The sequence below is a fragment of the Vibrio sp. PNB23_22_6 genome (assembly GCF_052877535.1).
In genome coordinates this window covers 95290-115805 of the sequence record NZ_JBNFXP010000009.1, presented here as the reverse complement: position 1 = coordinate 115805, position 20516 = coordinate 95290, and the positions used below count along the sequence as shown (strand labels likewise).

Genomic DNA, 20516 nt, shown 5'->3' with positions numbered 1-20516 from the left:
AAGGCAGCAGGATTTAGTGGCCTTTGAGTCGAATGTAACCTCGGGTAGCCACACACGCCTTTGAGCTTGGAGTAAGAGATGAGCGACTCAATTGAAAAGGGATTGCAGAAATTTGAGCTACCCACTCGCAGTGACTTCCCATGGGTGACCACCACCATTACGGTGTTTGGTGTCGTACTTTCTATTTTGCATATCTGGTTTAACACCTTATCGACGCTACCAGAGTTGTGGATCTCCGCCACCCATTTCGCGGGATTTGCCGTGATTTGTGCGCTTTGGTACCCGGCTCATATCTCTCTTAGACAGAGCAAAATGGCCTTGGCGGTAGACGTATTGATTGCATTGGGCGCGATCGCTTGTTTGATCTATATTCCTTTTGCTGAAGATGCCTTGTATGAACGTGGCGTGAAGTTTGTGACTAGTGACTGGGTATTTGCCATCATGGCCATTCTCATCGTGATTGAGCTGATCCGTCGCACAATGGGCTGGTTTATTCCGGTGCTGATTGTGGTGTGTTTGAGCTATGTTGTGCTGTGGGGGAAATGGGCGACGGGAATTTTTCATTTCCCCGGTTTGAGCATGGAAACCTTGCTTTACCGCAGTTTTTATTCTTCTGAAGGGATGTTTGGCTCCATTTCTCGCATTAGCTGGACGTTCGTGTTTATGTTCATCCTCTTTGGTGCGTTTTTAGTCCGTTCTGGCGTGGGGGATTACATCATCAATGTGGCTCGTGCAGCTGCTGGCAAAATCATCGGTGGTCCGGGCTTTATTGCGGTCATTGGCTCTGGTTTGATGGGCTCGGTTTCTGGCTCTAGTGTTGCCAATACCGTATCAACCGGTGTTATTAGTATCCCTCTTATGCAGAAAGCTGGTTTTCCTTCCCGTTTTGCAGCAGGCGTCGAAGCGGCGGCATCAACGGGTGGGCAGCTTATGCCACCAATAATGGGGGCTGGGGCGTTCATTATGGCGTCTTACACGCAAATCCCTTATGTGGATATCATCGCAGTATCGTTTGTGCCTGCGTTGATTTATTTTTTATCGGTCGCTTTTTTCGTTCGCATCGAAGCAAAACGCAGTGGCGTACAGAAAATCACGACGAGTGAAGAATCGCTAGTTAAGGTGCTTATCCGTGGATGGCACAATCTGATTCCACTTGTCGTTCTCGTCACGCTACTGGTACAAGGCTTCACGCCAACGTATGCCGCAGGACTTTCCATTATTTCTGTGGTGGTGGCATCTTGGTTCTCTAAAGAGCATAAGATGGGCCCGAAAGCGATCATCGAAGCGCTCTCTCAAGGCGCGAAAAATATGGCCACGACGGCGGTGTTGCTGGTGGGCATCGGTTTGGTGATCAATGTGATCAGTACAACCGGTATTGGGAACACCTTCTCACTGATGATTGATGGATGGGCAAATGGGGACTTGTTTATCATGTTGATATTGATTGCTCTGGCGTCTTTGGTTCTTGGGATGGGCTTACCAGTAACGGCCGCATACATTGTATTGGGGACGCTTTCTGCACCTGCTCTGTATAAATTGATCGCCGAAAATCAATTACTCGAGCTGATGATATCGGGCCAATTGCCAGAGCAAGCAAAAGCGATTTTTATGCTTGTGGCGCCTGATAAGTTGGAACTCTTGAATGCACCAATGGCATTAGAAACTGCAAAAGAAATGGTCGCGCTTGTGCCCGCTGACTTTATGGAAACTCTGCTAGAGCAAAGTTTGGGTATCGAGGCAGTAGGGTTAGCATTGTTGGCCGCGCACCTGATCATTTTCTGGCTATCACAAGACAGCAATGTAACGCCTCCGGTTTGTTTGACTGCATTTGCTGCCGCGACGATTGCCAAAACGCCGCCGATGCGCACAGGCCTAATGGCATGGAAGATTGCTAAAGGCTTGTATCTCGTTCCATTACTCATTGCCTATACCGGTTTAGTAAGTTGGGATGTGACCTCTGTACTAACCGTTGGCTTTTTTGCGATCATTGGTACTTACTCGCTCATCGGTGCGATAGAGGGGTATCTAGAAGGGCCTCTGAATCTCTTGCTCAGATTTGTTTTGCTGGCATCGGGTACGCTATTAGCGTGGCCAGATATTCCCATCTTGGTTCGTGTGGCTTGTTGCACTGTCTTTCTCGCGATTTTTGTTTACAGTGGTCGTAAGTTCAAATTACAACAATCTCAACTTTCGGTGTTATGAGAGGCCGTATGAAACCTGTCTATGACTACATTATTGTTGGTGGCGGTATTGTCGGTGTTTCTACTGCGTGGCAATTGCAGCAACGTTACCCAGACTGCTCTATTTTGTTAGTCGAGAAAGAAGCTGATTTTGCTCAGCACCAAACCGGACACAATAGTGGGGTGATTCATGCTGGCGTTTACTACGCACCGGGCAGTTTGAAAGCCGATTTTTGTAAGCGTGGTGTAGAGCGAACCCTCTCTTTTTGTGCGAAGCACGATATTCCAGTTGAGAATTGCGGCAAGCTTTTGGTCGCAACCAATGAGCAGGAAGTTGATCGCATGAACGCCCTTTATGAGCGTTGTCTTACCAACGGTATCGAGGTAGAACTGCTTGACAAAGCACAACTGAAATCGGCTGAGCCGCACATCACCGGTTTAGGTGCGATTTACGTTAAAGCGACCAGTATTGTCGACTATCGTTTGGTGACAGGGCAGATGGTAAAAGAGTTCCAAAAGCTCAGTGGACATGTGAGCTTGAAGACAGAAGTTATCGCGATAGAAGAGCAAGGCGAAGAAGTGCAAATTACTTGTACTCTTGATGGAAAAACCATGCACCTGAACGCCAAGTTTTTGGTCACATGCAGTGGCTTGATGGCTGATCGCATGACGAAGATGATGGGTATCCCTACCGATTTTCAAATCATTCCGTATCGTGGTGAATACTATCGCCTAGACAGCAAACATGACCACGTAGTGAATCATCTTATCTATCCAATCCCTGATCCTGATTTACCATTCTTAGGTGTTCATTTGACACGCATGATTGATGGCTCGGTCACTGTGGGGCCAAATGCGGTGCTGGGCTGGAAGCGAGAAGGATACGGGAAAGTAAATTTCAGCCTGCACGATACATTGAAAATGCTCAGCTTCCCGGGTTTTTGGAAAGTCACGCAAAAGCATCTTAAAACGGGGTTGGATGAGTTCAAAAACTCATGGTGGAAATCAGGGTATCTAAAGCGGGTCAATAAATATTGCCCAAGTATTCAAGTGGAGGATCTTAAACCTTACCCAGCAGGAATCCGTGCGCAAGCGGTTCTTTCTGATGGAACCTTGGTGCATGACTTCCTATTCGCAGAGAGCGCAAGAAGTCTACACGTATGTAATGCGCCATCGCCAGCAGCCACATCTGCCATGCCAATCGGAGAGTACATTTGCGATAAGGTAAATGGAAAGGTTTAAAAATAGCAAAGGCGACGTGGTCGCCTTTGGTTATTGAATCGATTCAGAGCTTAAGGTTTACTGTTTGGACAGAGAGCACCTTTCTTGGCGTGTCTTTCGATCATGTAGTCACCACGAGAACTGTGGAATACCATTGCATTCCAGATCTCCCCATTTTTTAACTCGAACTCGATAGCGTAGCGTGTACCCGCAACCACTTGAGTTCGGACTTGATTGATCTGTTTAAGCTTGTCGGTGGCGTTCATTTGATGCAAAACCATGTTAAGAGAGCGCCGTGCATCAGGGGTGACTTCAGACACTTTCCAGCCGCCAGCAAGCCCTTTTTCCGGCGAACAGATGGCCTGCATCTTTTTCTTCATCTCTTGAGACATCTGCTTGTCAACCGCAAGAACTGTATTTGCTAATGGTAGAACAGAAATTGAAAGCATCACTGTCCAGAACATCCTCACATTCATAAAAGCACTCCATTGTTTTATTCTTGAATCAGTATATACCTAATCAGTTGAACCTGCGGGGTTCGTTGTGATAACACTGGCCAAGTCTTGTTATTTAAACGCTCGTTATTCGATTTACATGAGCACATAGCGTATGAGGCTACTAACAATGAAGAGAGCTAGCACGCTTATTAACCAAATGCAGATGAACCAAAGAATCGGTTGGAATTTCATTAATGATACCCTTCTCCTTGTTTTATCTTGCCTCGAAATACCCAGTATGAGTAGACGGTATAAGCAATGATCAGTGGTAGTAATACCGCACTACCTGTGAGCAAGAAAATTAAGCTCTTATCTGGAGCGGCAACCTCTTGATAAGTCAGTGCAAAGGGGACTAAGTAAGGGAAAGTACTTACACCAAAAGCAACAGCAGAAATAAAGAATAGGCCTATTGCTAAAACATAAGCTTTTACTGGTTTGTGTTCTAGCAATGCTTTGAACAATTGCCAAATCAAAATGGCCGCAGCGATAGGTAAGATAAAAAACAGCAGCGAATTAGGCATAGAGAACCAGCGCTGAAAGACCAACTCACTACTAATTGGCAACCATAAACTGGCGATAAAAATACTCGCGACCATCGCCAATCCCCAGCGGCGGGCAACAACGTAGTATCGACGGATCATGTCTTCAGGCAGTTTAATTAGCAACCAACAAGCCCCGAGTAAAATGTATGCGCATACCAGCGCAACACCGCAAAACAAACTGAAAGGAGAGAGCCAGTCGAACCAACCTCCATTGTATGCTCGATCACTTACATCAATACCTTGAAGCAATGTACCCAACATGATGCCTTGCATTAAAGCCGCAGTGAAGGAGCCGATAAAAAAAGCGCTATCCCAAAGAAATTGTCCGCGTTGCGTTCTAAAACGGTACTCAAAAGAGACCCCACGTAAAATGAGCCCAAGAAGCATCAGAATAAGAGGGGCATAAAGAGCGGGCATGATAATAGAATAAGCGAGGGGAAATACAGCAAACAACCCACCTCCACCAAGTACTAACCAAGTTTCATTACCATCCCAAACTGGCGCGATACTGTTCATCATCATGTCGCGTTCGTCCTTACTATCTGCGCTGAGAAATAGGATGCCGATACCGAGGTCAAACCCATCGAGCACTACGTATATCAAGACTGCAAGCCCAATGAGCACGTACCAAATAAGTGCATAATCCATGTCTGTTACTCCCTAAGTCAGATGATTGGAGTGGGTGATGATGTCGGTTTCTGAACCGTCTGGAAGTCGACTGTCTAAGCCTTCTTCATAGCGTGTTGGCGACTTTCTCATCAGACGGAGAAGATAAAAGAATCCCGCACCAAATACGGTGAAATAGACAACGATAAATGCGGTGAGGGAGACACTCACTGCCGCAGCATCAATGGGAGAGGCGGAATTCGCTGTCGTTAGCAAACCATAAACGGTATAAGGTTGCCTACCGACTTCAGTGGTAATCCAGCCGGCTAATACTGCGACAAAGCCGCCCGGAGAAAAGAATAGACAAGTTCGATACAGGGCCGGAGAATCAAACAGTTTGTTATGTTTTCTGAGCCATAAACTCCACAACCCGATAAGAAGCATAGTGAACCCAATCGCCACCATTATGCGAAATGACCAGAAAACAATACTGACGGGTGGGTGCTCTTCTTCTGGGAAGGCGTCAAGCCCTTTCACTTCACCATTGAGATCATGCGTTAAAATCAGACTTCCTAATTTAGGAATTTCAAGCGCGTATTCTATTGTCTTCTCTTCTTCATTCGGGATACCAAACAAGATCAATGGCGCACCTTTATGTGATTGATAATGCCCTTCCATTGCAGCCACTTTGGCGGGTTGATGCTCCATTGTGTTTAGGCCATGCATGTCACCAGCAAGTATCTGTATTGGAGTGACGATCGCCGCCATCCACATCGCCATTGAGAACATGATGCGTGCCAACGGGTTATGCTTTGCTTTGAGTAAGTGGAACGCGGCTACGCCAGCGATGACGAAGGCGGTAGTTAAGTATGCTGCCAAGAGCATGTGAACTAGGCGGTAAGGGAAGGAGGGATTGAAGACAATATCCCACCAATCTTCCGGTATGAATTGACCGACCTCGTTGATGCTATAGCCAGCTGGCGTTTGCATCCAACTATTGACAGAGAGGATCCAGAACGCCGAAAGAAAGGTGCCAAAAGCAACGATACAAGTGGCAGCAAAATGCAGTTTCTCTCCCACTTTGTTGATACCGAAAAGCATGACCCCGAGGAAACCTGCCTCCAAGAAGAAAGCGGTAAGTACTTCGTAGCCCATGAGTGGACCAAGAACAGGGCCAGTTTTGTCTGCAAAGACACTCCAGTTTGTGCCAAATTGATAACTGAGAACGATGCCACTAACTACGCCCATGCCAAAACTGATAGCAAAAATCTTTAACCAATATCGGTAGATTTGCATGTACTGTTTGTTGCCTGTTCGCAAGTACAGCCCTTCAAGCACAGCAAGATAGCTTGCAAGTCCGATCGTAAATGCTGGAAAAATAATGTGAAACGAGACGGTGAACGCAAATTGAAACCGCGCTAAATCGATGGCAAGAGTATCCATTAGTTCTCTCCCTAGTACACATTATGTAGACAGTTAGTTACGCTGAATAAGTGGGAACAGATTAAAAACGATCGCTTTTCGTTATCTGGCGTAATACTTCATATGTTCGTGATCAAAAAGGGGGACAGGAACAATGAGCTTGAAGCGTTATTTTGAAAAGGTCTCACCAAAGTTTGAACCGAGAGGCCAGTACCACAAGTTCTACCCACTCTTTGAAGCTGTCGAAACCCTTTTTTATACGCCGGGTAAAGTGAATCACGGCGCTACCCACGTTCGAGACAGCATAGATCTAAAGCGCATCATGATTATGGTATGGTTAGCCGTTTTCCCCGCGATGTTTTGGGGCATGTATAACATCGGTCAGCAATCTAGCTATGCTTTGTTGTATGGTCTTGACCAAGCAGCAGCGAAACAAGCTATTGATGCTTCTTGGGGGCTGAGTTGGGTTTGGGGGTCGGTTGAAGCGGCGAGTCAAGCCGGTTGGGGGAGTAAGCTACTCGTCGGCGCGACCTACTTTCTACCCGTCTACGCGACCGTGTTTATCGTCGGTGGTTTTTGGGAAGTGTTGTTTGCCATCGTCCGTAAGCATGAAGTGAATGAAGGATTCTTTGTCAGCTCGATTCTGTTTGCCTTGATTCTCCCTCCAACCATTCCATTATGGCAAGCCGCGTTGGGTATCACTTTTGGTATCGTGGTGGCGAAAGAAATCTTCGGTGGTACGGGACGAAACTTCTTAAATCCCGCTTTGGCAGGACGCGCATTTTTGTACTTCGCTTATCCCGCTAACATGTCTGGTGGTGCGGTGTGGATTGCTGCGGATGGGTACTCTGGCGCAACACCACTTAGTCAATGGTATGAAGGCGGTCAGAGTGCCCTGATGAACAACATGACGGGACAACCTATCTCATGGGTGGACGCATTTGTTGGTAACCTGCCGGGCTCGATGGGGGAAGTCTCGACTTTGCTGATTGCACTCACAGGTTTGGTGCTGATCTTTATGAAGATAGCCTCATGGCGGATTGTTGCGGGTGTCTTTGTTGGCTTAGCCGTGACGTCGTTACTGCTTAATGCGATTGGGTCGAATACCAATCCTATGTTTTCTATGCCGTTCTATTGGCACTTTGTGATTGGTGGTGTAGCGTTTGGTACCTTCTTTATGGCGACAGACCCAGTATCGGCCGCATTCACTAATGGCGGTAAATGGGCTTACGGTATCTTGATTGGTGTGATGACCATATTTATCCGCGTACTCAACCCAGCCTACCCGGAAGGCATCATGTTAGCGATTCTGTTTGCCAACTTGTTTGCTCCTTTGTTCGACTACATGGTCAAAGAGAACAACATCAAGCGCAGAATGAAAAGGGCTAAACCTTCGTAAATGAGGCGAACTTCACTGAAGTTTGATTGAAAACTGCACTATATTAAAAAAGGTCAGAGACATGGGGTTTCTGACTTTTCTTTTATCAGGAGGACGAAGACGATGAGAATTAAGGCTATTCTCGATAGCCGTTTGGTGCTGTCGTTCTGGTACAACCTAGACTACTGCTTGTCTCTTCTTAGTAAAATCTCTGTGCGTTAATTTCCTCAATGCACTCGCATTGAGAAGCAATTTATTTGTTTGTTTTTAATCTTACGCTTAAGTGCGTAGGGTCATATGTATAAGGAAATTAACAATGAAACGTATCCCAGAACCGTTCCGTATCAAAATGGTTGAGCCTATCAAAATGACGACCTTGGCTGACCGAGAAATTGCCCTTAAACAGGCGGGTTTTAACCCCTTTCTGCTTCGCAGTGATGATGTGTATATCGACCTACTGACCGACTCTGGTACAGGTGCTATGAGTGATAATCAGTGGGCAGGAATCATGATGGGGGATGAATCCTATGCTGGCAGTCGCAATTACTACAACTTGTGTGATGCGGTAGAGCATTTCTTTGGTTACAAGCTCACTGTGCCTGCACACCAAGGTCGTGGTGCGGAGCAAATTTTGTTCCCTGCTTTGATTGAGCGAATGCGTCAAGTCAGGGGCGGTACAACACCGGTATTCATCTCTAACTACCATTTCGATACGACAGCAGGCCATATTGAGCTTAATGGTGGTAAGGCGATCAACGTGGTGACGGAAGAAGCATTTGATACTACGACCCCCTATGATTGGAAGGGCAATTTCAACCTTGGTAAGCTAGTGGAAACCATTGAAGAACATGGTTCAACTAACATCTGTGCCATCATTACGACGATTACGTGTAATAGCTCCGGTGGTCAGCCAGTGTCGATGGAAAACATGCGCAGCGTGTACGAAATTGCCACCCAATACGACATTCCTGTGGTGATTGATTCGGCTCGTTACTGTGAGAATGCGTACTTTATCAAGCAGCGTGAAGCGGGATATGAGGATAAGTCGATCCTAGAAATCATCCGCGAGATGTACCAGTACGGTGACATGTTAACGATGTCGGCCAAGAAAGACCCAATGGTGAACATTGGTGGTATGTGCTGTATTCGCGACCACCAAGAGTTGTTTCAGGCCGTACAGACTCGATGTGTTCCTATGGAAGGTTTTGTAACATATGGCGGTATGGCTGGCCGTGATATGGAAGCGCTAGCTCGTGGTTTGTATGAAGGGGCTGATGAAGATTTTCTTCATTACCGAATTAGTCAGGTACAGTACTTGGGTGAGCGTCTACGTGAAGGCGGAATTCCTATTCAATACCCAACCGGTGGTCACGCCGTATTCGTGGATGCAGCGAAAATCTTGCCACATATTCCCGCAGAGCAATTCCCGGCACAAGTGTTATGTAATGCTTTATACCTAGAAGCGGGAATCCGAGCGGTAGAGATTGGTTCACTATTGCTAGGGCGTGATCCAGAGACGGGCGAGCAAAAAGCGTCCGAGCTGGAGCTAATGCGTTTGACCATTCCTCGTCGTGTTTATACCAATGACCACATGGATTACATCGCTGATGCGATCATCGAACTTAAGAACCGAGCGCATGAGTTAAAAGGTTTAACGTTTGACTACGAGCCTCCGGTATTGCGCCACTTTACTGCTCGATTCCGTGTTATCGATTAGAATGGCATTGGATAGGAAAAAGGCCGCGAAATTCGCGGCCTTTTTAGATTCGAAAACATGGCTTCTAGTGATCATGCTAACTTTAGCGTGATCCGCACAAACTGTTCATCTTGGTACAGCACTTCGTAATTGAAGGTGTTGCTTGCATAAATACTGCCTAGGAACAAAGAGCGTTGGCTCATAGGTCCGCGGAAAAGCATCGAAATTGGTGCAATTAGGGCATTATTGTCGTCGAAGTGCTGGTTTAAGTTATCGGATAGCACACACAATAAGCAACCATGTTGATCATGAGATAAGTCGACATCTTCAGGACGAGAGAGCAATACGGTCGTGCCTAACTTTTTCTCGATTTCGTTAATTAAAAGTAAATAACTGTCGAGATGAGGTTGCGGATTACGCGGTTTATCGGCACCAACACAACGCTCAAGCAAGACTTCAAGGTTACCATTTTCCCCTTTTGCTTGTTGAGTTAATGACTTTAACGGCTTTTTAATCAGCTTGTAGCGATTGCTTTTTAGCTTAGGTTTAAGCCACTTCTGTAGCAGATCATTACGCTCTTTTTGGGGAAGATTTCGCGAGGATGCGTGGATTTTGAAGTGTAGGTGTAATAGGGCGTGCACCGCTAGTTCGCTAAGTAATTGGTTAGCATCTGCGGATGGTTTTGCCTGCTTAGAACTTTGCATTACACTCTAGGTTTCTCTTAGGAAAGATAATGGTGCCGAGAGAGGGACTCGAACCCTCACACCTAAGGCACTAGCACCTCATGCTAGCGTGTCTACCAATTTCACCATCTCGGCATCATGATACTCTGCGTAAGCAGAGGCTTCCGAAAGAAGCGAGTTAGATTGTATATCCAAAATCCATCAATTGGCGAGAATAAAATTACGTATTTCTCGTGTTTGATGTTTGATTGCGTATTTATTACTCAATTTAATGGTGTTCATGGCTCAGTTTTACCTTAAAGCCCTGCTTTTTATACAAGTATGGGCCTTGAATGGCATCTTTGCTTGATTCTTGAATGCTTGAACGTTTGCGTAATAAACATAATGAAACTCTCTTTTTGTTGACTATACTTGCGTCCCGTTTAAGTGGGAAATAGGGTATAGCTGTTCAAGCCCCTTACCCATACAAGCCGCCACATGGATCAGGCAGAGTGTTAATCTCGACCGCAGTGAATGACCCCACGGATCGGACCAGCTACGTTCAATTGCTTGTATAAGGTAAAAAATAAGATCTCGAACTATCCGTTCTATCACCAATTTGGATCTGCGAGTGCGCTGCCACTCGATACGTTGTTCCTTTCTTGTGCCAATTCCTTTGGCGTTTCTTTCTTTTTCAATGTTCAGTAGGTCCGATTCATGAGTGTTCTATTTAGTCTATTTGGTATTGTTGCACTATTAGGTTGTGCGTTCCTGCTGTAAGAGAGTCGTTCTTCAATCAACTGGAAAACCTTGGTGAAATGTTCGGTTTTGCGGACATTACGCTACAAGCGATTTTCGGTTATCTATTTACGCCTCTGGCGGGGTTGATTGGTGTCCCTAGTCACGAAGTTTTAGCGGCGGGTTCATACATTGGTCAGAAGGTGATAATGAACGAGTTCGTAGCATTCATTGACTGTGTACAGCACAAAGCGATGCTATCTCAACATACCCAAGTAATTATTATTTTTACGCTGTGTGGTTTTGCGAACATTGGTTCGATTGCGATTCAGCTAGGTTTTATCGGTGTGATTGCCCCTGAACGTCGTAAAGATGTGGCAAACATGGGGCTAAAAGCGGTAGCTGCGGGCACACTCGCAAACTTAATGAATGCTTGCTTAGCCGGTATCTTTATTTCGCTGTAAGTGATGGCCAAATAAATATTTGAACAAAACCCGTCTATATGGCGTTTTTTTTCTTATCTCATCAATACGTAAGCAATATGGCCTATTGCTTTGTGGCCGGTTTTAACTCATAACAACGGGTTACGTTACTATGTGCCTAAAAGTAAGGTTGATTCGTTCACCTTTAAGTTTCGCTGTTTTGGGCACGGCATGTTTCCAGTGATGCTGTAGCTCACCGGCCATGATCAGTAGAGAACCGGGGGAAAGTTCGTATTCAATTTGAGTTTTACAATGTAAATTTCTGAGCACAAAACGGCGGGTTTCGCCCAAGCTTAGCGAGGCAATGACGGGATTTGCTCCTAGCTCCGGTTCATTGTCTTGATGCCACCCCATGGAATCTTGTCCATTGCGATATAAATTGGCCAACACTGAGTTGAATGTGGTTTGAGCAACGGCTTCACTGCGCACTTTGAGCTCATTTAGATCTGGAGTTAATGGGGAGGGGGGCATGGTTAGGCCGGAGTATGTATAAGCAGTATCACCATACCAAGCTTGTAGACGTGGCTGACGCACCGAACGACCAAATATCATAATGTGTTCTTGATGCCACGGTAGTGTCGATCTCAAACGAGAAAAATAGTGCTCCGCTTCTATTTCGCTTAGAAAATCAGGTTGGTAGTAGATTCTGCCATGACTGACATCTTGCCAAAATGAGCTTTCAAATAAATCACCTTGTTTATCCATATTGGTCATCCTGTTTTGGTCATAAAATTGCGGAATAATTCCCCGCACCATTAGTGGTTTTGGTTATGATTACTATAGGTAAGTTATTTAATTGTGGTGAATACTTATCACTTTTGTGTGTCAAATTATGGGGGGTGGCGCATGTCTTATTCACCCAAAAAGCAGCACTATTTTGTACTTTTCTTTGCCACTTTTATTTTGGTCTGTGTTGCGACGATAGAGCTGTTGCATCAAAGCCAGAACAAGCTGCGCCAAGAGCGTACGCAAGTCAAAACTAAAGAGCAACTGTCGCTTCTAGGAGCGAGCTTAGAAGCCTCTTTAATGGCTGACATCTATAAGGTCAGTACGCTTGCGGCGACCATTACTTTGCTGCCCACGCATGATTATCATGAACTGAATAGGATTGTGAATCACATTCTAGATAAAAGCCGACACATCATCAGTATTGGTATTGCAGAAAATGAGGTTTTACGTCGAGCATATCCGAGACAAGGCAACGAGAGCGCTGTTGCTGAGCATTCTCGTATTCTGGAAGAAAAAGCCAGAGAGATTGAAGACATTGTTGTCGCCGGCCCGGTGAGCCTAAAAGAAGGCGACCTGATCCTTACTGTGCAGGTGCCAGTATTTTTTGATCCTCCCATTAATAAGAACTACTGGGGGTCCATCAGGGCGACGATCGATTTAAAAGCGCTATTTCAAGATATTGGCGTGCTGAATTTCTCGTATTTATACCCTTTAACCATTAGAGGTTACGATAACCTTGGTCAGTATGGTGATGTGTTCTTTGGCGATCACAATGAATCAAAACAAGTGTATGGAAGAGAGAGGGTTCACTTTCCTAACGGAGGGTGGCTCATGGCAGTACACTCTAATGGTGAATCAGATAACCAAGTGCCTTGGTATATTTTTAATTTGGCTCGAATAGTTGGTTATTCGATCTTATTGGTCTTAATTTGTGCGATGATCGTCATCTACCGCTTGTATAGCATTGCAGATAGCCGTGCCTTACACGACGAGCTTACTAAATTGCCTAACCGTCGCTATTTCATGCAATCTTATAAACAGCAGTTTGAAATCGCTCAGCGATACAAGAAGCGCTACAGTTTTGCATTGATTAATATTGATCTGGATAAGTTTAAACATATCAATGACACTTTCGGTCATGATGCTGGCGACAAGGTATTGATCGCTTGTGCTCAGCGCGTGAAGCGTACTCTACGTCGTTCCGATATTGTCGCGCGCGTAGGAGGCGATGAATTTTTGGTATTAGTGCACAACCCCGAAACGGAAGAAAATATTCGAGCACTCTTAAATAAACTCAGAAAGGCGCTGTGCTCTACACCCGTAAAATATGACGGCCAACAGATTTACTTTAGAGCCAGTTTGGGTTATGCCGTGTTTGATTCTGAGATTGAGTCCCCTGAAATGATGATGAAGATTGCTGATGACTGGATGTACAGGCAAAAGCGTCGTGTCGCGGGAAGGGATAAGTAATGGGGAAATCATTTTGCTGAGAAAAGCATAAGTAATAATGCCATTGGTGGCATATTTATACTCGATTGCATTTTGCAATTGCATATTGCAACTTGTTGCTTAAAAAAGCGACAGTGTGCATGAAAAAGAACGGTGTGTCGCAAGTTTAAAGTTGGCACGTATAATGCAATTACTTAACTGACCCTTATTAAGCCGAGGGTCATCTAGCCAACTGACGTTGTTAGTGAATACAGATTGTTCACAGATATATATCGCCAATCACCTTTATTGTGGTTGGCGTTTTTTCTTTTTACAGTTCAATCGATTGAATACCACCCTCTGAGTTTTCAGATTCATGACATTTGCTATAACAGCTTGGCTGTCTTGGGCACACCGCGCCTCTAGAACAAATTAACCTTGCCTGTGTTTGAATTCCTCGTTCAATCCAATTGATGTTGAGGATTTTGGCGATGGTGGTGAGATCTTTTTTGATATGCGGTGGAATTACGCTACTTCCCCCTGATGCGACACACAGTGACTTGAGTTCTTCTGCGATGGATAACGCATCCCCTCCTTGAGCCGAGATAGCGGGATTAAGATCGATACCCGCACACAACACACGATTGTTACCAGCAGGGTCAACAATATTGATCGACTCACAACAGTATATCCTTGGTTCATTCCCCACGTTTAAAATTGAAATTTGAGCAGAGCTGGTATCAAGAGGTTGTGATAACCGTCTAAATACCGCCCAGTGTTGACAAGGATCGTTAACCGTGCGCATGTTTCCCCACGGTAGAGGGATACCGTTACCGCGATAGACCGCTTTTAATTTACCCGGGCCATAAGCATCAAAATAGTGCCAGTGAGGGTATGGGGATACGACCGTCATACGTCGCATTGCGACAGAGGGAGAAACCCCCGCTTTTTTATGTACCGAGATTTCGTAACCTGAGCGGTCAAGTAACTGGCGAAAAGGTACTTTCGGACACAATAACGCCCCCGCAAAGAAACTAGATTCAAAGTCACGCCATGCTTGCAAAATGTCTTGAGAGTTAAGACCAGAGTCTGATGCCGATCCGTCAGGTTGATCCCAGTTGTTTTGTTGGCCGATGGACAGTACGTTGCTCATTCCATCACTACTGTGTAGTACTCGATGGCCAATATAAACCGCAAGATCGTATTTCAGCCGGGTAGGGTAGTCACGCATGAGCTTGTTGAGGTAAATGGTGCCTGGTGCTTCCATAAATGAGGTTACCAGTTGCTTGGCGCTGACGCCTAGTTCATCAATGACGTCTTGTGGTGCTCGCTCTACCCAACGAATGTTCAATCCCATACTTTTAGCGATATCAATCAGATCTTCTACTGATAAATTTAAGCGCTTCAATCCGACCTCTTCTGCTGCACGCTCTAAGTCTGGGAAATGGTTTTGGTGGTTTTCTTGGTGAGCACGAATTAACAAGTGGGCAAACTGCCTGCCAGTGATACCCGTTTGGGAAAGCATCTCAGGAATGGCAATTTGCAGAATATCGTTAGAGAACAAAAAGCTTGGTTCTAACGCCATGCCATTGATGCCACCTCGATTGCCTTTGTTAGGGGTGATCGCTTCTAGCTCTGGCTCATCGTCTAAAAACCAAGCTGGTTCTTTTTGAAAAACTTCGGCAATCACCTCTAGCATATCGACGCTAGGAACCCGCTTTCCTCGTTCTATCATCGAAAGGTACGAAACGGATGGTGCGTACTCCGGATTAATTCTTACACAACGCGCAGACAAATCCTCCATCGTTAAATGGTTATTTTTCCTTAAGTTACGAATCTTCGTCCCTAAGAAGTGAGATTGGCGAATGAGGCTTTTTGACACAGACATTTTGTAAAATTCACACTGTAAAATTTTTGTTGTGAAATTGTAGTCAATATTTCGCTAGTCTTCATAATAAGCAGGCAAAGAAATTTACTCTCCACTTCACAAATTTGCCTGAAACTTAAACGTCAGTTTTAAGTTTTTACTCTAACTAGTGTGTTAAGTACGAGGATATGACGATGAATATGCTGAACTTCGATAAAAAAGAAACCCAACAACAACGTCCGTTTATCGCTGAAGCTGTATTTGCCGTCGAAGCGGTAAGTGCTGAGCAGCAGAGTGAGAAACAGGTGAAAGCGAAGCAACTACTCGACCGTATGTTTCCGTTGGAAAAAGGGTCACACCAAGATGTTTCAAGCTATGTGATTGATTACCGACATGTGCTGGTTTTCTTTAAAGATGGAACCCATAGTGGCCTGAAAAGCCCAAAACACTTTGTGGCTTATACGGGTGAAAAAGAAGACCCAAAATCCATTTTGTTTAAAGACGAGTCAGGCAGTCATGTTGAAGTGCTGTTTGGTTGTCATAAAGGCACGGGATGTATTGAGCTAATGGATATCAATGACATCCAACTCGAAACACGTACGACATTCAGCCCAGAGCTAACGGGCAATGCAACAACGGCGATGCGTCACTGGATTAGTCTTATTAAAGGCGATAAGAAAGGCAAACCAATGGCGTGCAGTGAAGATAAAGAATATACGGCTAAAAATGGTGAAGATTACTTTTTAAGTTACTGTTACAGAATGGATTAATTTACATTCAAGAGTCAGAATAACAAACCCCCAAGCATAAGCTTGGGGGTTTGTGTTTTGAAAAAGCCGTTTAGACGGGCATGACACGGTTCCGGCTTAGCTGTTTGGCTTCATAGAATTGTTTATCAGCTTTATTAATCAGCGATTCTAGCGTATCAACGATTTGGTACTCTGCCACGCCAAATGACGCAGTGATGCTTTGTACCTGTGTGCCAGAGCGTTTATCGGTGACGCGTAATTTTTCAATCATTCGCCGCAGTCTGTCTGCGTACTTGAAACCAATGCGAAACGACTTGTTTGGTACAATCAACGCAAATTCTTCCCCGCCAAAGCGGTAGGCACTAATACCATCTCGACAGCTTTTTCTGATCGTGACTCAGTGAGATTCGTAAGAAAAGTTGGAATATGGTTTCATGTAAAGCAAGGAGTGTCTTGTGAGCATTAAGGTGGGTCTGTACTGGTTTACAAATGATTTGAGAGTTCATGATAATCGATTGCTGCAACATGCATCCTCAGAAGTAGAAAAGCTCATTTGTCTGTATTGTTTGCCTAAAATTACGCCTTTTTTGGCACACTTTGCGCAAGAGCGTGAGTTTGGTCGGGTAAAACAACAATTTTTAGAGCAATCATTACATGATTTAGATAAATCTCTTATTGGGTTTGGGCAGCGATTATTTACAACGGTATGGGAGCCGCGAGTGGCGATCATCCACGCCATTAAGCAGTCAGGTGTAACGCACCTTTATGTAGATGCAGTTCCTTCTTCTGATGAGCAAAGTGTGATCCAAACCATCAGAACTCAATGTCCGCACATTTGTGTCGTTCAACATCATAATCGTAGTTTGTTCAACATTGTGCAGCTCCCCTTTACTCTCGATGCATTGCCCAAGACCTTTACTCAGTTTCGAAAAAAGACCGAGAAGCAAAAGGTCAAGTTACCCGATGAAATGGTTAAATCGCTTCCCCCACCACCTCCTGAATTAGATTGGCTTGTCTTATTAAGCTCGGATGAGGAAAGCAAATCAGCGTGGCTAAAAGGTGGTGAGCGGGCTGGGCTGATACATTGTGAACGATACTTTTTTTCGTCATTGGCGAGTCAATATAAAGACACTCGTAACAGTCTTGATGGTATAGACAACTCAACGAAATTCTCTCCTTGGCTAGCACATGGCTGTATTTCACCGAGGACCATTTTCGCAATGCTGAAGCACTATGAATGTCTCAATGGAGCGAATGACTCTACCTATTGGATTTATTTCGAACTTCTTTGGCGTGAGTATTTCTATTGGTATGCTCGCAGATACGGAAAGCAACTTTTTCAATTTGCTGGTATTCGAAACCAGCCGCCGCTTACCACATTTTATGCGCATCGCTTTTTGCAATGGAAGAAAGGTGAAACGCCTTTCCCTATCGTAAACGCTTGTATGCACCAACTCAATGAAACGGGCTACATGTCGAATCGTGGCAGGCAATTGGTTGCAAGTTGTTTGGTGCACGAACTTGGCCTTGATTGGCGCTATGGCGCAGCATATTTTGAATCACAACTGATCGACTACGATGTGGCATCGAACTGGGGAAATTGGCAATACCTGGCTGGAGTCGGAGCCGATCCGCGAGGGTCACGACAATTCAACCTCGAAAAACAGACGCAGATGTATGACCCATATATGGAATTTATTGACCGATGGCAAGGCCGTTGTGCTGGCGCCCAGTTGGACAGCGTGGACATGGTCGATTGGCCTATCGTGATGGAAAGCCAAGAAAAAACCTCGTCCTAGGAGAAGCCGTAATGCAATTTGAAGCCGTACGATTGGTTTTGGGCGATCAACTCAACAGTGAGCATTCTTGGTTTAAACAACCTGACGAAAGCATCCTCTACCTGATTGCAGAGCTTAAGCAAGAGAATACCTACGTGACGCACCATATTCAAAAAGTGTGTGCGTTCATCTCTGCAATGGAACTGTTTGCAAAAGAGCGCCAAAGCGAGGGTCATCAGGTCTTGTATCTTTCTTTAGATGACACCCAGCCTTTCGATGCTCTAGAGCAACTCTTACAGCATTATGTGAGTGACGTTGGTGCAATCAAGTTTGAATATCAACGCCCAGATGAATACCGACTTTTGGAACAGTTAACGAGACTCAAGATTGAAGGGGTTGTGACGCGATGCGTTGATACTGAACACTTTTTATTACCTTTTGAAGAGATTGAATCACAGTTTCCGCAAGGTAAGCACATCATGATGGAGCACTTTTACCGCCGCATGCGTAAGCGTTTTAATATCTTGATGCAAGATGGCAAACCGTTAGGAGGGAAATGGAATTACGACGCTAATAACCGAAACAAGCTCAAAGCCAAAGACATTGAACAACTGCCACATCCCTTGATGTTTAGTACTGATGTGAGTGTGATTACTGATCGGTTAGCGCGACATAACATCAAAACAATAGGCAACCTTGGGGGGGATTTGATCTGGCCGATCAATCGCGCGCAAAGCTTGTCCTTACTCGCTCATTTTTGCAAAGTCTGTTTACCACTGTTTGGTCGCTTTCAAGACGCGATGACGGGGAAGCATGATGCTAAGTGGAGCTTGTATCACAGTCGGATTTCTTTCTCGCTTAATAGCAAGCTGCTGCACCCCAAAGAAGTGATTGATGCGTCACTCAAGGCATTTCATTCCAACGCTGATATTGATATCTCTCAAGTTGAGGGTTTTGTACGACAGATACTAGGCTGGCGGGAATACATTCGCGGCGTTTACTGGGCAAACATGCCTGCTTACCAGAAAAAGAACGAATTGGGAGCAGAAAGAAAGCTGCCCAACTTCTTCTGGAATGGCGAAACGAAAATGGCGTGCATGCGAAACGCAATTGGGCAGTCGCTAGATTATGCCTATGCGCACCACATCCAACGTTTGATGGTCACGGGTAATTTTTGTTTGCTAACGGAAGTCGACCCCGATCAAGTGGATGAGTGGTACCTCGGCATCTATGTCGATGCCATTGAATGGGTAGAAATGCCGAATACGCGAGGGATGGCGCTATTTGCTGATGGTGGCATTGTTGGCACAAAACCCTATGCGGCGAGTGGTTCTTACATCAACAAAATGAGCGATTACTGCAAGGGCTGCCATTATGACAACAAAGCACGTAGCGGTGAAGGCTCCTGTCCATTCAATAGCTTATATTGGCGCTTTATGAACAAACACGATAAACGTTTAGCAACCCACCCACGAATTAGGATGATTTATCGCTCTTGGGACAATATGGAAGAGCAGCAACGTCAAGCGATACTGGATACCGCAGAACACTACATAGAAAACGCGGAGAACTTGTGATGGAAATACTCATCGTCGGTGGTAATGGTGGAATTGGTTTGGCGATGGTGCAACAAGCAGCGGCTCGTTTTCCTCATGCTCGGTTGCACGCAACGTACCGCAATCAAAAGCCCAGTTGGTCGCATCCTCATGTTATCTGGTATCAAGTGGATGTGACGCAAGATGCCCAAGTCAAAGCGCTCAGTGAGCAAATTGAACAAGTTGATTGGTTAGTGAACTGCGTGGGTATGTTGCACACTCAAGATAAAGGCCCAGAGAAGAACCTTAATGCGCTCGATGCGGATTTTTTCCATCTCACCATTGCTGTGAATACTCTGCCGAGTTTGCTGTTAGCGAAATACTTTACACCCAAGCTAAAACGCAGTGCCGCGCCCAAATTTTCCACCATATCGGCCAAAGTCGGCAGCATAGGAGATAATCAACTAGGCGGTTGGTACAGCTACCGCGCATCAAAAGCGGCGTTAAACATGTTCCTTAAAACCATGTCGATAGAATGGCATCGAATGGTCAAACATGGCACGGTGCTTTCACTTCATCCAGGTACGACGGATACCGCCTTATCAGCCCCATTTCAAGCGAATGTGCCTGAGGGTCAGTTGTTTACACCAGAACGTGTGGCAAATGATTTATTGAGCTTGATAGAAAACTCAACCCCTCAAGATAGCGGGGCATTTTGGGCTTATGATGGCACGTTATTACCTTGGTAAAAGATCAGGGCCTTTAAAAGTTAGAATCAAAAAGAGACGATGGGCGAGTGCCCTACATTTTCTTTGTTTTTACTTCTTCGACAACGCTCAGAACAATAAATGATCTCTTCCCAATTTCGCGCCCACTTCTTTCGCCAAGAAAATGGGCGTTTACACACAAGACAAACCTTTATCGGCAGATTGGACTTAAAACCTTTCATCGCTCTGATTGTTCACTCCTCTTGGTTTCACCTTGCTTGATACCGCTTGATTTTAGT

At 45.2% G+C, this 20516-nt stretch carries 17 protein-coding genes, 1 tRNA gene and 2 pseudogenes; 10 read left to right on the top strand and 10 right to left on the bottom strand.

Features of this window, described 5'->3' with window-relative positions:
* Positions 1-78: 78 nt before the first annotated feature.
* Together ACVA54_RS09785 and lhgO are read left to right on the top strand one after the other, a co-directional pair.
* Entirely contained in the window at positions 79-2202 is a 2124-nt protein-coding gene (locus ACVA54_RS09785) for a TRAP transporter permease (protein WP_446642907.1), read from the top strand.
* An 8-nt stretch (positions 2203-2210) separates the two neighbouring features.
* The gene (gene lhgO / locus ACVA54_RS09780) at positions 2211-3422 is read left to right on the top strand and encodes an L-2-hydroxyglutarate oxidase (RefSeq protein ID WP_099078306.1); all 1212 of its coding nucleotides are present in this window, start codon (positions 2211-2213) and stop codon (positions 3420-3422) included.
* A 50-nt stretch (positions 3423-3472) separates the two neighbouring features.
* Here the strand turns inward: lhgO and ACVA54_RS09775 are convergent, their stop codons facing one another.
* From ACVA54_RS09775 to ACVA54_RS09760, 4 genes are all read right to left on the bottom strand, one after another.
* Entirely contained in the window at positions 3473-3877 is a 405-nt protein-coding gene (locus ACVA54_RS09775) for a cystatin domain-containing protein (protein WP_446580665.1), read from the bottom strand.
* Between the two features lie 114 nt (positions 3878-3991).
* On the bottom strand, positions 3992-4090 hold the full coding sequence (locus tag ACVA54_RS09770) for a DUF2474 family protein (RefSeq protein WP_099078304.1): 99 nt from the start codon (positions 4088-4090) through the stop codon (positions 3992-3994).
* Positions 4090-5088, bottom strand: coding sequence for a cytochrome d ubiquinol oxidase subunit II (gene cydB, locus ACVA54_RS09765; RefSeq protein WP_099078303.1), 999 nt, complete (start codon positions 5086-5088; stop codon positions 4090-4092). Before cydB ends, ACVA54_RS09770 begins: the two co-directional genes overlap by 1 nt.
* A gap of 12 nt (positions 5089-5100) precedes the next feature.
* Positions 5101-6489 (bottom strand): cytochrome ubiquinol oxidase subunit I, encoded by a 1389-nt coding sequence (locus ACVA54_RS09760; RefSeq protein WP_099078302.1) that lies wholly within the window; start codon positions 6487-6489, stop codon positions 5101-5103.
* A gap of 133 nt (positions 6490-6622) precedes the next feature.
* On the opposite strand from ACVA54_RS09760, the gene ACVA54_RS09755 reads away from it, so the two are divergent.
* Together ACVA54_RS09755 and ACVA54_RS09750 are read left to right on the top strand one after the other, a co-directional pair.
* Complete coding sequence (locus tag ACVA54_RS09755; protein WP_446580663.1) at positions 6623-7867, top strand: NADH:ubiquinone reductase (Na(+)-transporting) subunit B; 1245 nt, start codon at positions 6623-6625, stop codon at positions 7865-7867.
* A 295-nt stretch (positions 7868-8162) separates the two neighbouring features.
* Positions 8163-9563, top strand: a complete 1401-nt coding sequence (locus tag ACVA54_RS09750) for a tryptophanase (RefSeq protein ID WP_099078300.1) — start codon at positions 8163-8165, stop codon at positions 9561-9563.
* Positions 9564-9634: 71 nt separating this feature from the next.
* Here the strand turns inward: ACVA54_RS09750 and ACVA54_RS09745 are convergent, their stop codons facing one another.
* Positions 9635-10246, bottom strand: a complete 612-nt coding sequence (locus tag ACVA54_RS09745; RefSeq protein ID WP_099078299.1) for a DUF2913 family protein — start codon at positions 10244-10246, stop codon at positions 9635-9637.
* A 30-nt stretch (positions 10247-10276) separates the two neighbouring features.
* A tRNA-Leu gene (locus ACVA54_RS09740) sits at positions 10277-10360 on the bottom strand.
* A gap of 644 nt (positions 10361-11004) precedes the next feature.
* Between ACVA54_RS09740 and ACVA54_RS09735 the strand changes: the two are divergent.
* Positions 11005-11406 (top strand): annotated as a pseudogene (locus ACVA54_RS09735) (nucleoside transporter C-terminal domain-containing protein); the annotation flags it as partial.
* A gap of 120 nt (positions 11407-11526) precedes the next feature.
* Here the strand turns inward: ACVA54_RS09735 and ACVA54_RS09730 are convergent.
* On the bottom strand, positions 11527-12129 hold the full coding sequence (locus ACVA54_RS09730; protein WP_099078298.1) for an alpha-ketoglutarate-dependent dioxygenase AlkB family protein: 603 nt from the start codon (positions 12127-12129) through the stop codon (positions 11527-11529).
* 141 nt (positions 12130-12270) lie between these two features.
* Here ACVA54_RS09730 and ACVA54_RS09725 point away from each other — a divergent pair, with 141 nt between their 5' ends.
* Complete coding sequence (locus tag ACVA54_RS09725; protein WP_099078297.1) at positions 12271-13623, top strand: diguanylate cyclase; 1353 nt, start codon at positions 12271-12273, stop codon at positions 13621-13623.
* A 289-nt stretch (positions 13624-13912) separates the two neighbouring features.
* Here ACVA54_RS09725 and ACVA54_RS09720 read toward each other — a convergent pair whose 3' ends face one another.
* Complete coding sequence (locus tag ACVA54_RS09720) at positions 13913-15469, bottom strand: DUF3612 domain-containing protein (protein ID WP_446642285.1); 1557 nt, start codon at positions 15467-15469, stop codon at positions 13913-13915.
* A 173-nt stretch (positions 15470-15642) separates the two neighbouring features.
* Here ACVA54_RS09720 and ACVA54_RS09715 point away from each other — a divergent pair, with 173 nt between their 5' ends.
* Positions 15643-16218 carry a hypothetical protein gene (locus ACVA54_RS09715; RefSeq protein ID WP_172438053.1) on the top strand — a complete coding sequence of 192 codons (576 nt, stop codon included), beginning with the start codon at positions 15643-15645 and terminating at the stop codon, positions 16216-16218.
* 70 nt (positions 16219-16288) lie between these two features.
* Here ACVA54_RS09715 and ACVA54_RS09710 read toward each other — a convergent pair.
* A pseudogene (locus ACVA54_RS09710) lies at positions 16289-16588 on the bottom strand (GGDEF domain-containing protein); the annotation flags it as partial.
* 64 nt (positions 16589-16652) lie between these two features.
* Here ACVA54_RS09710 and ACVA54_RS09705 point away from each other — a divergent pair.
* The 3 genes from ACVA54_RS09705 to ACVA54_RS09695 are packed head-to-tail and all read left to right on the top strand — an operon-like array spanning position 16653 to position 20259.
* Positions 16653-17996 (top strand): DASH family cryptochrome, encoded by a 1344-nt coding sequence (locus ACVA54_RS09705; RefSeq protein ID WP_446649559.1) that lies wholly within the window; start codon positions 16653-16655, stop codon positions 17994-17996.
* Between the two features lie 11 nt (positions 17997-18007).
* Entirely contained in the window at positions 18008-19552 is a 1545-nt protein-coding gene (locus tag ACVA54_RS09700) for a cryptochrome/photolyase family protein (RefSeq protein ID WP_446608895.1), read from the top strand.
* A complete protein-coding gene (locus tag ACVA54_RS09695; protein ID WP_446617376.1) occupies positions 19552-20259 on the top strand; it encodes an SDR family oxidoreductase in 708 nt (235 codons plus the stop codon). Before ACVA54_RS09700 ends, ACVA54_RS09695 begins: the two co-directional genes overlap by 1 nt.
* A gap of 26 nt (positions 20260-20285) precedes the next feature.
* Here the strand turns inward: ACVA54_RS09695 and ACVA54_RS09690 are convergent, their stop codons facing one another.
* Complete coding sequence (locus ACVA54_RS09690; protein ID WP_446649558.1) at positions 20286-20459, bottom strand: DUF2256 domain-containing protein; 174 nt, start codon at positions 20457-20459, stop codon at positions 20286-20288.
* Between the last annotated feature and the right edge of the window lie 57 nt (positions 20460-20516).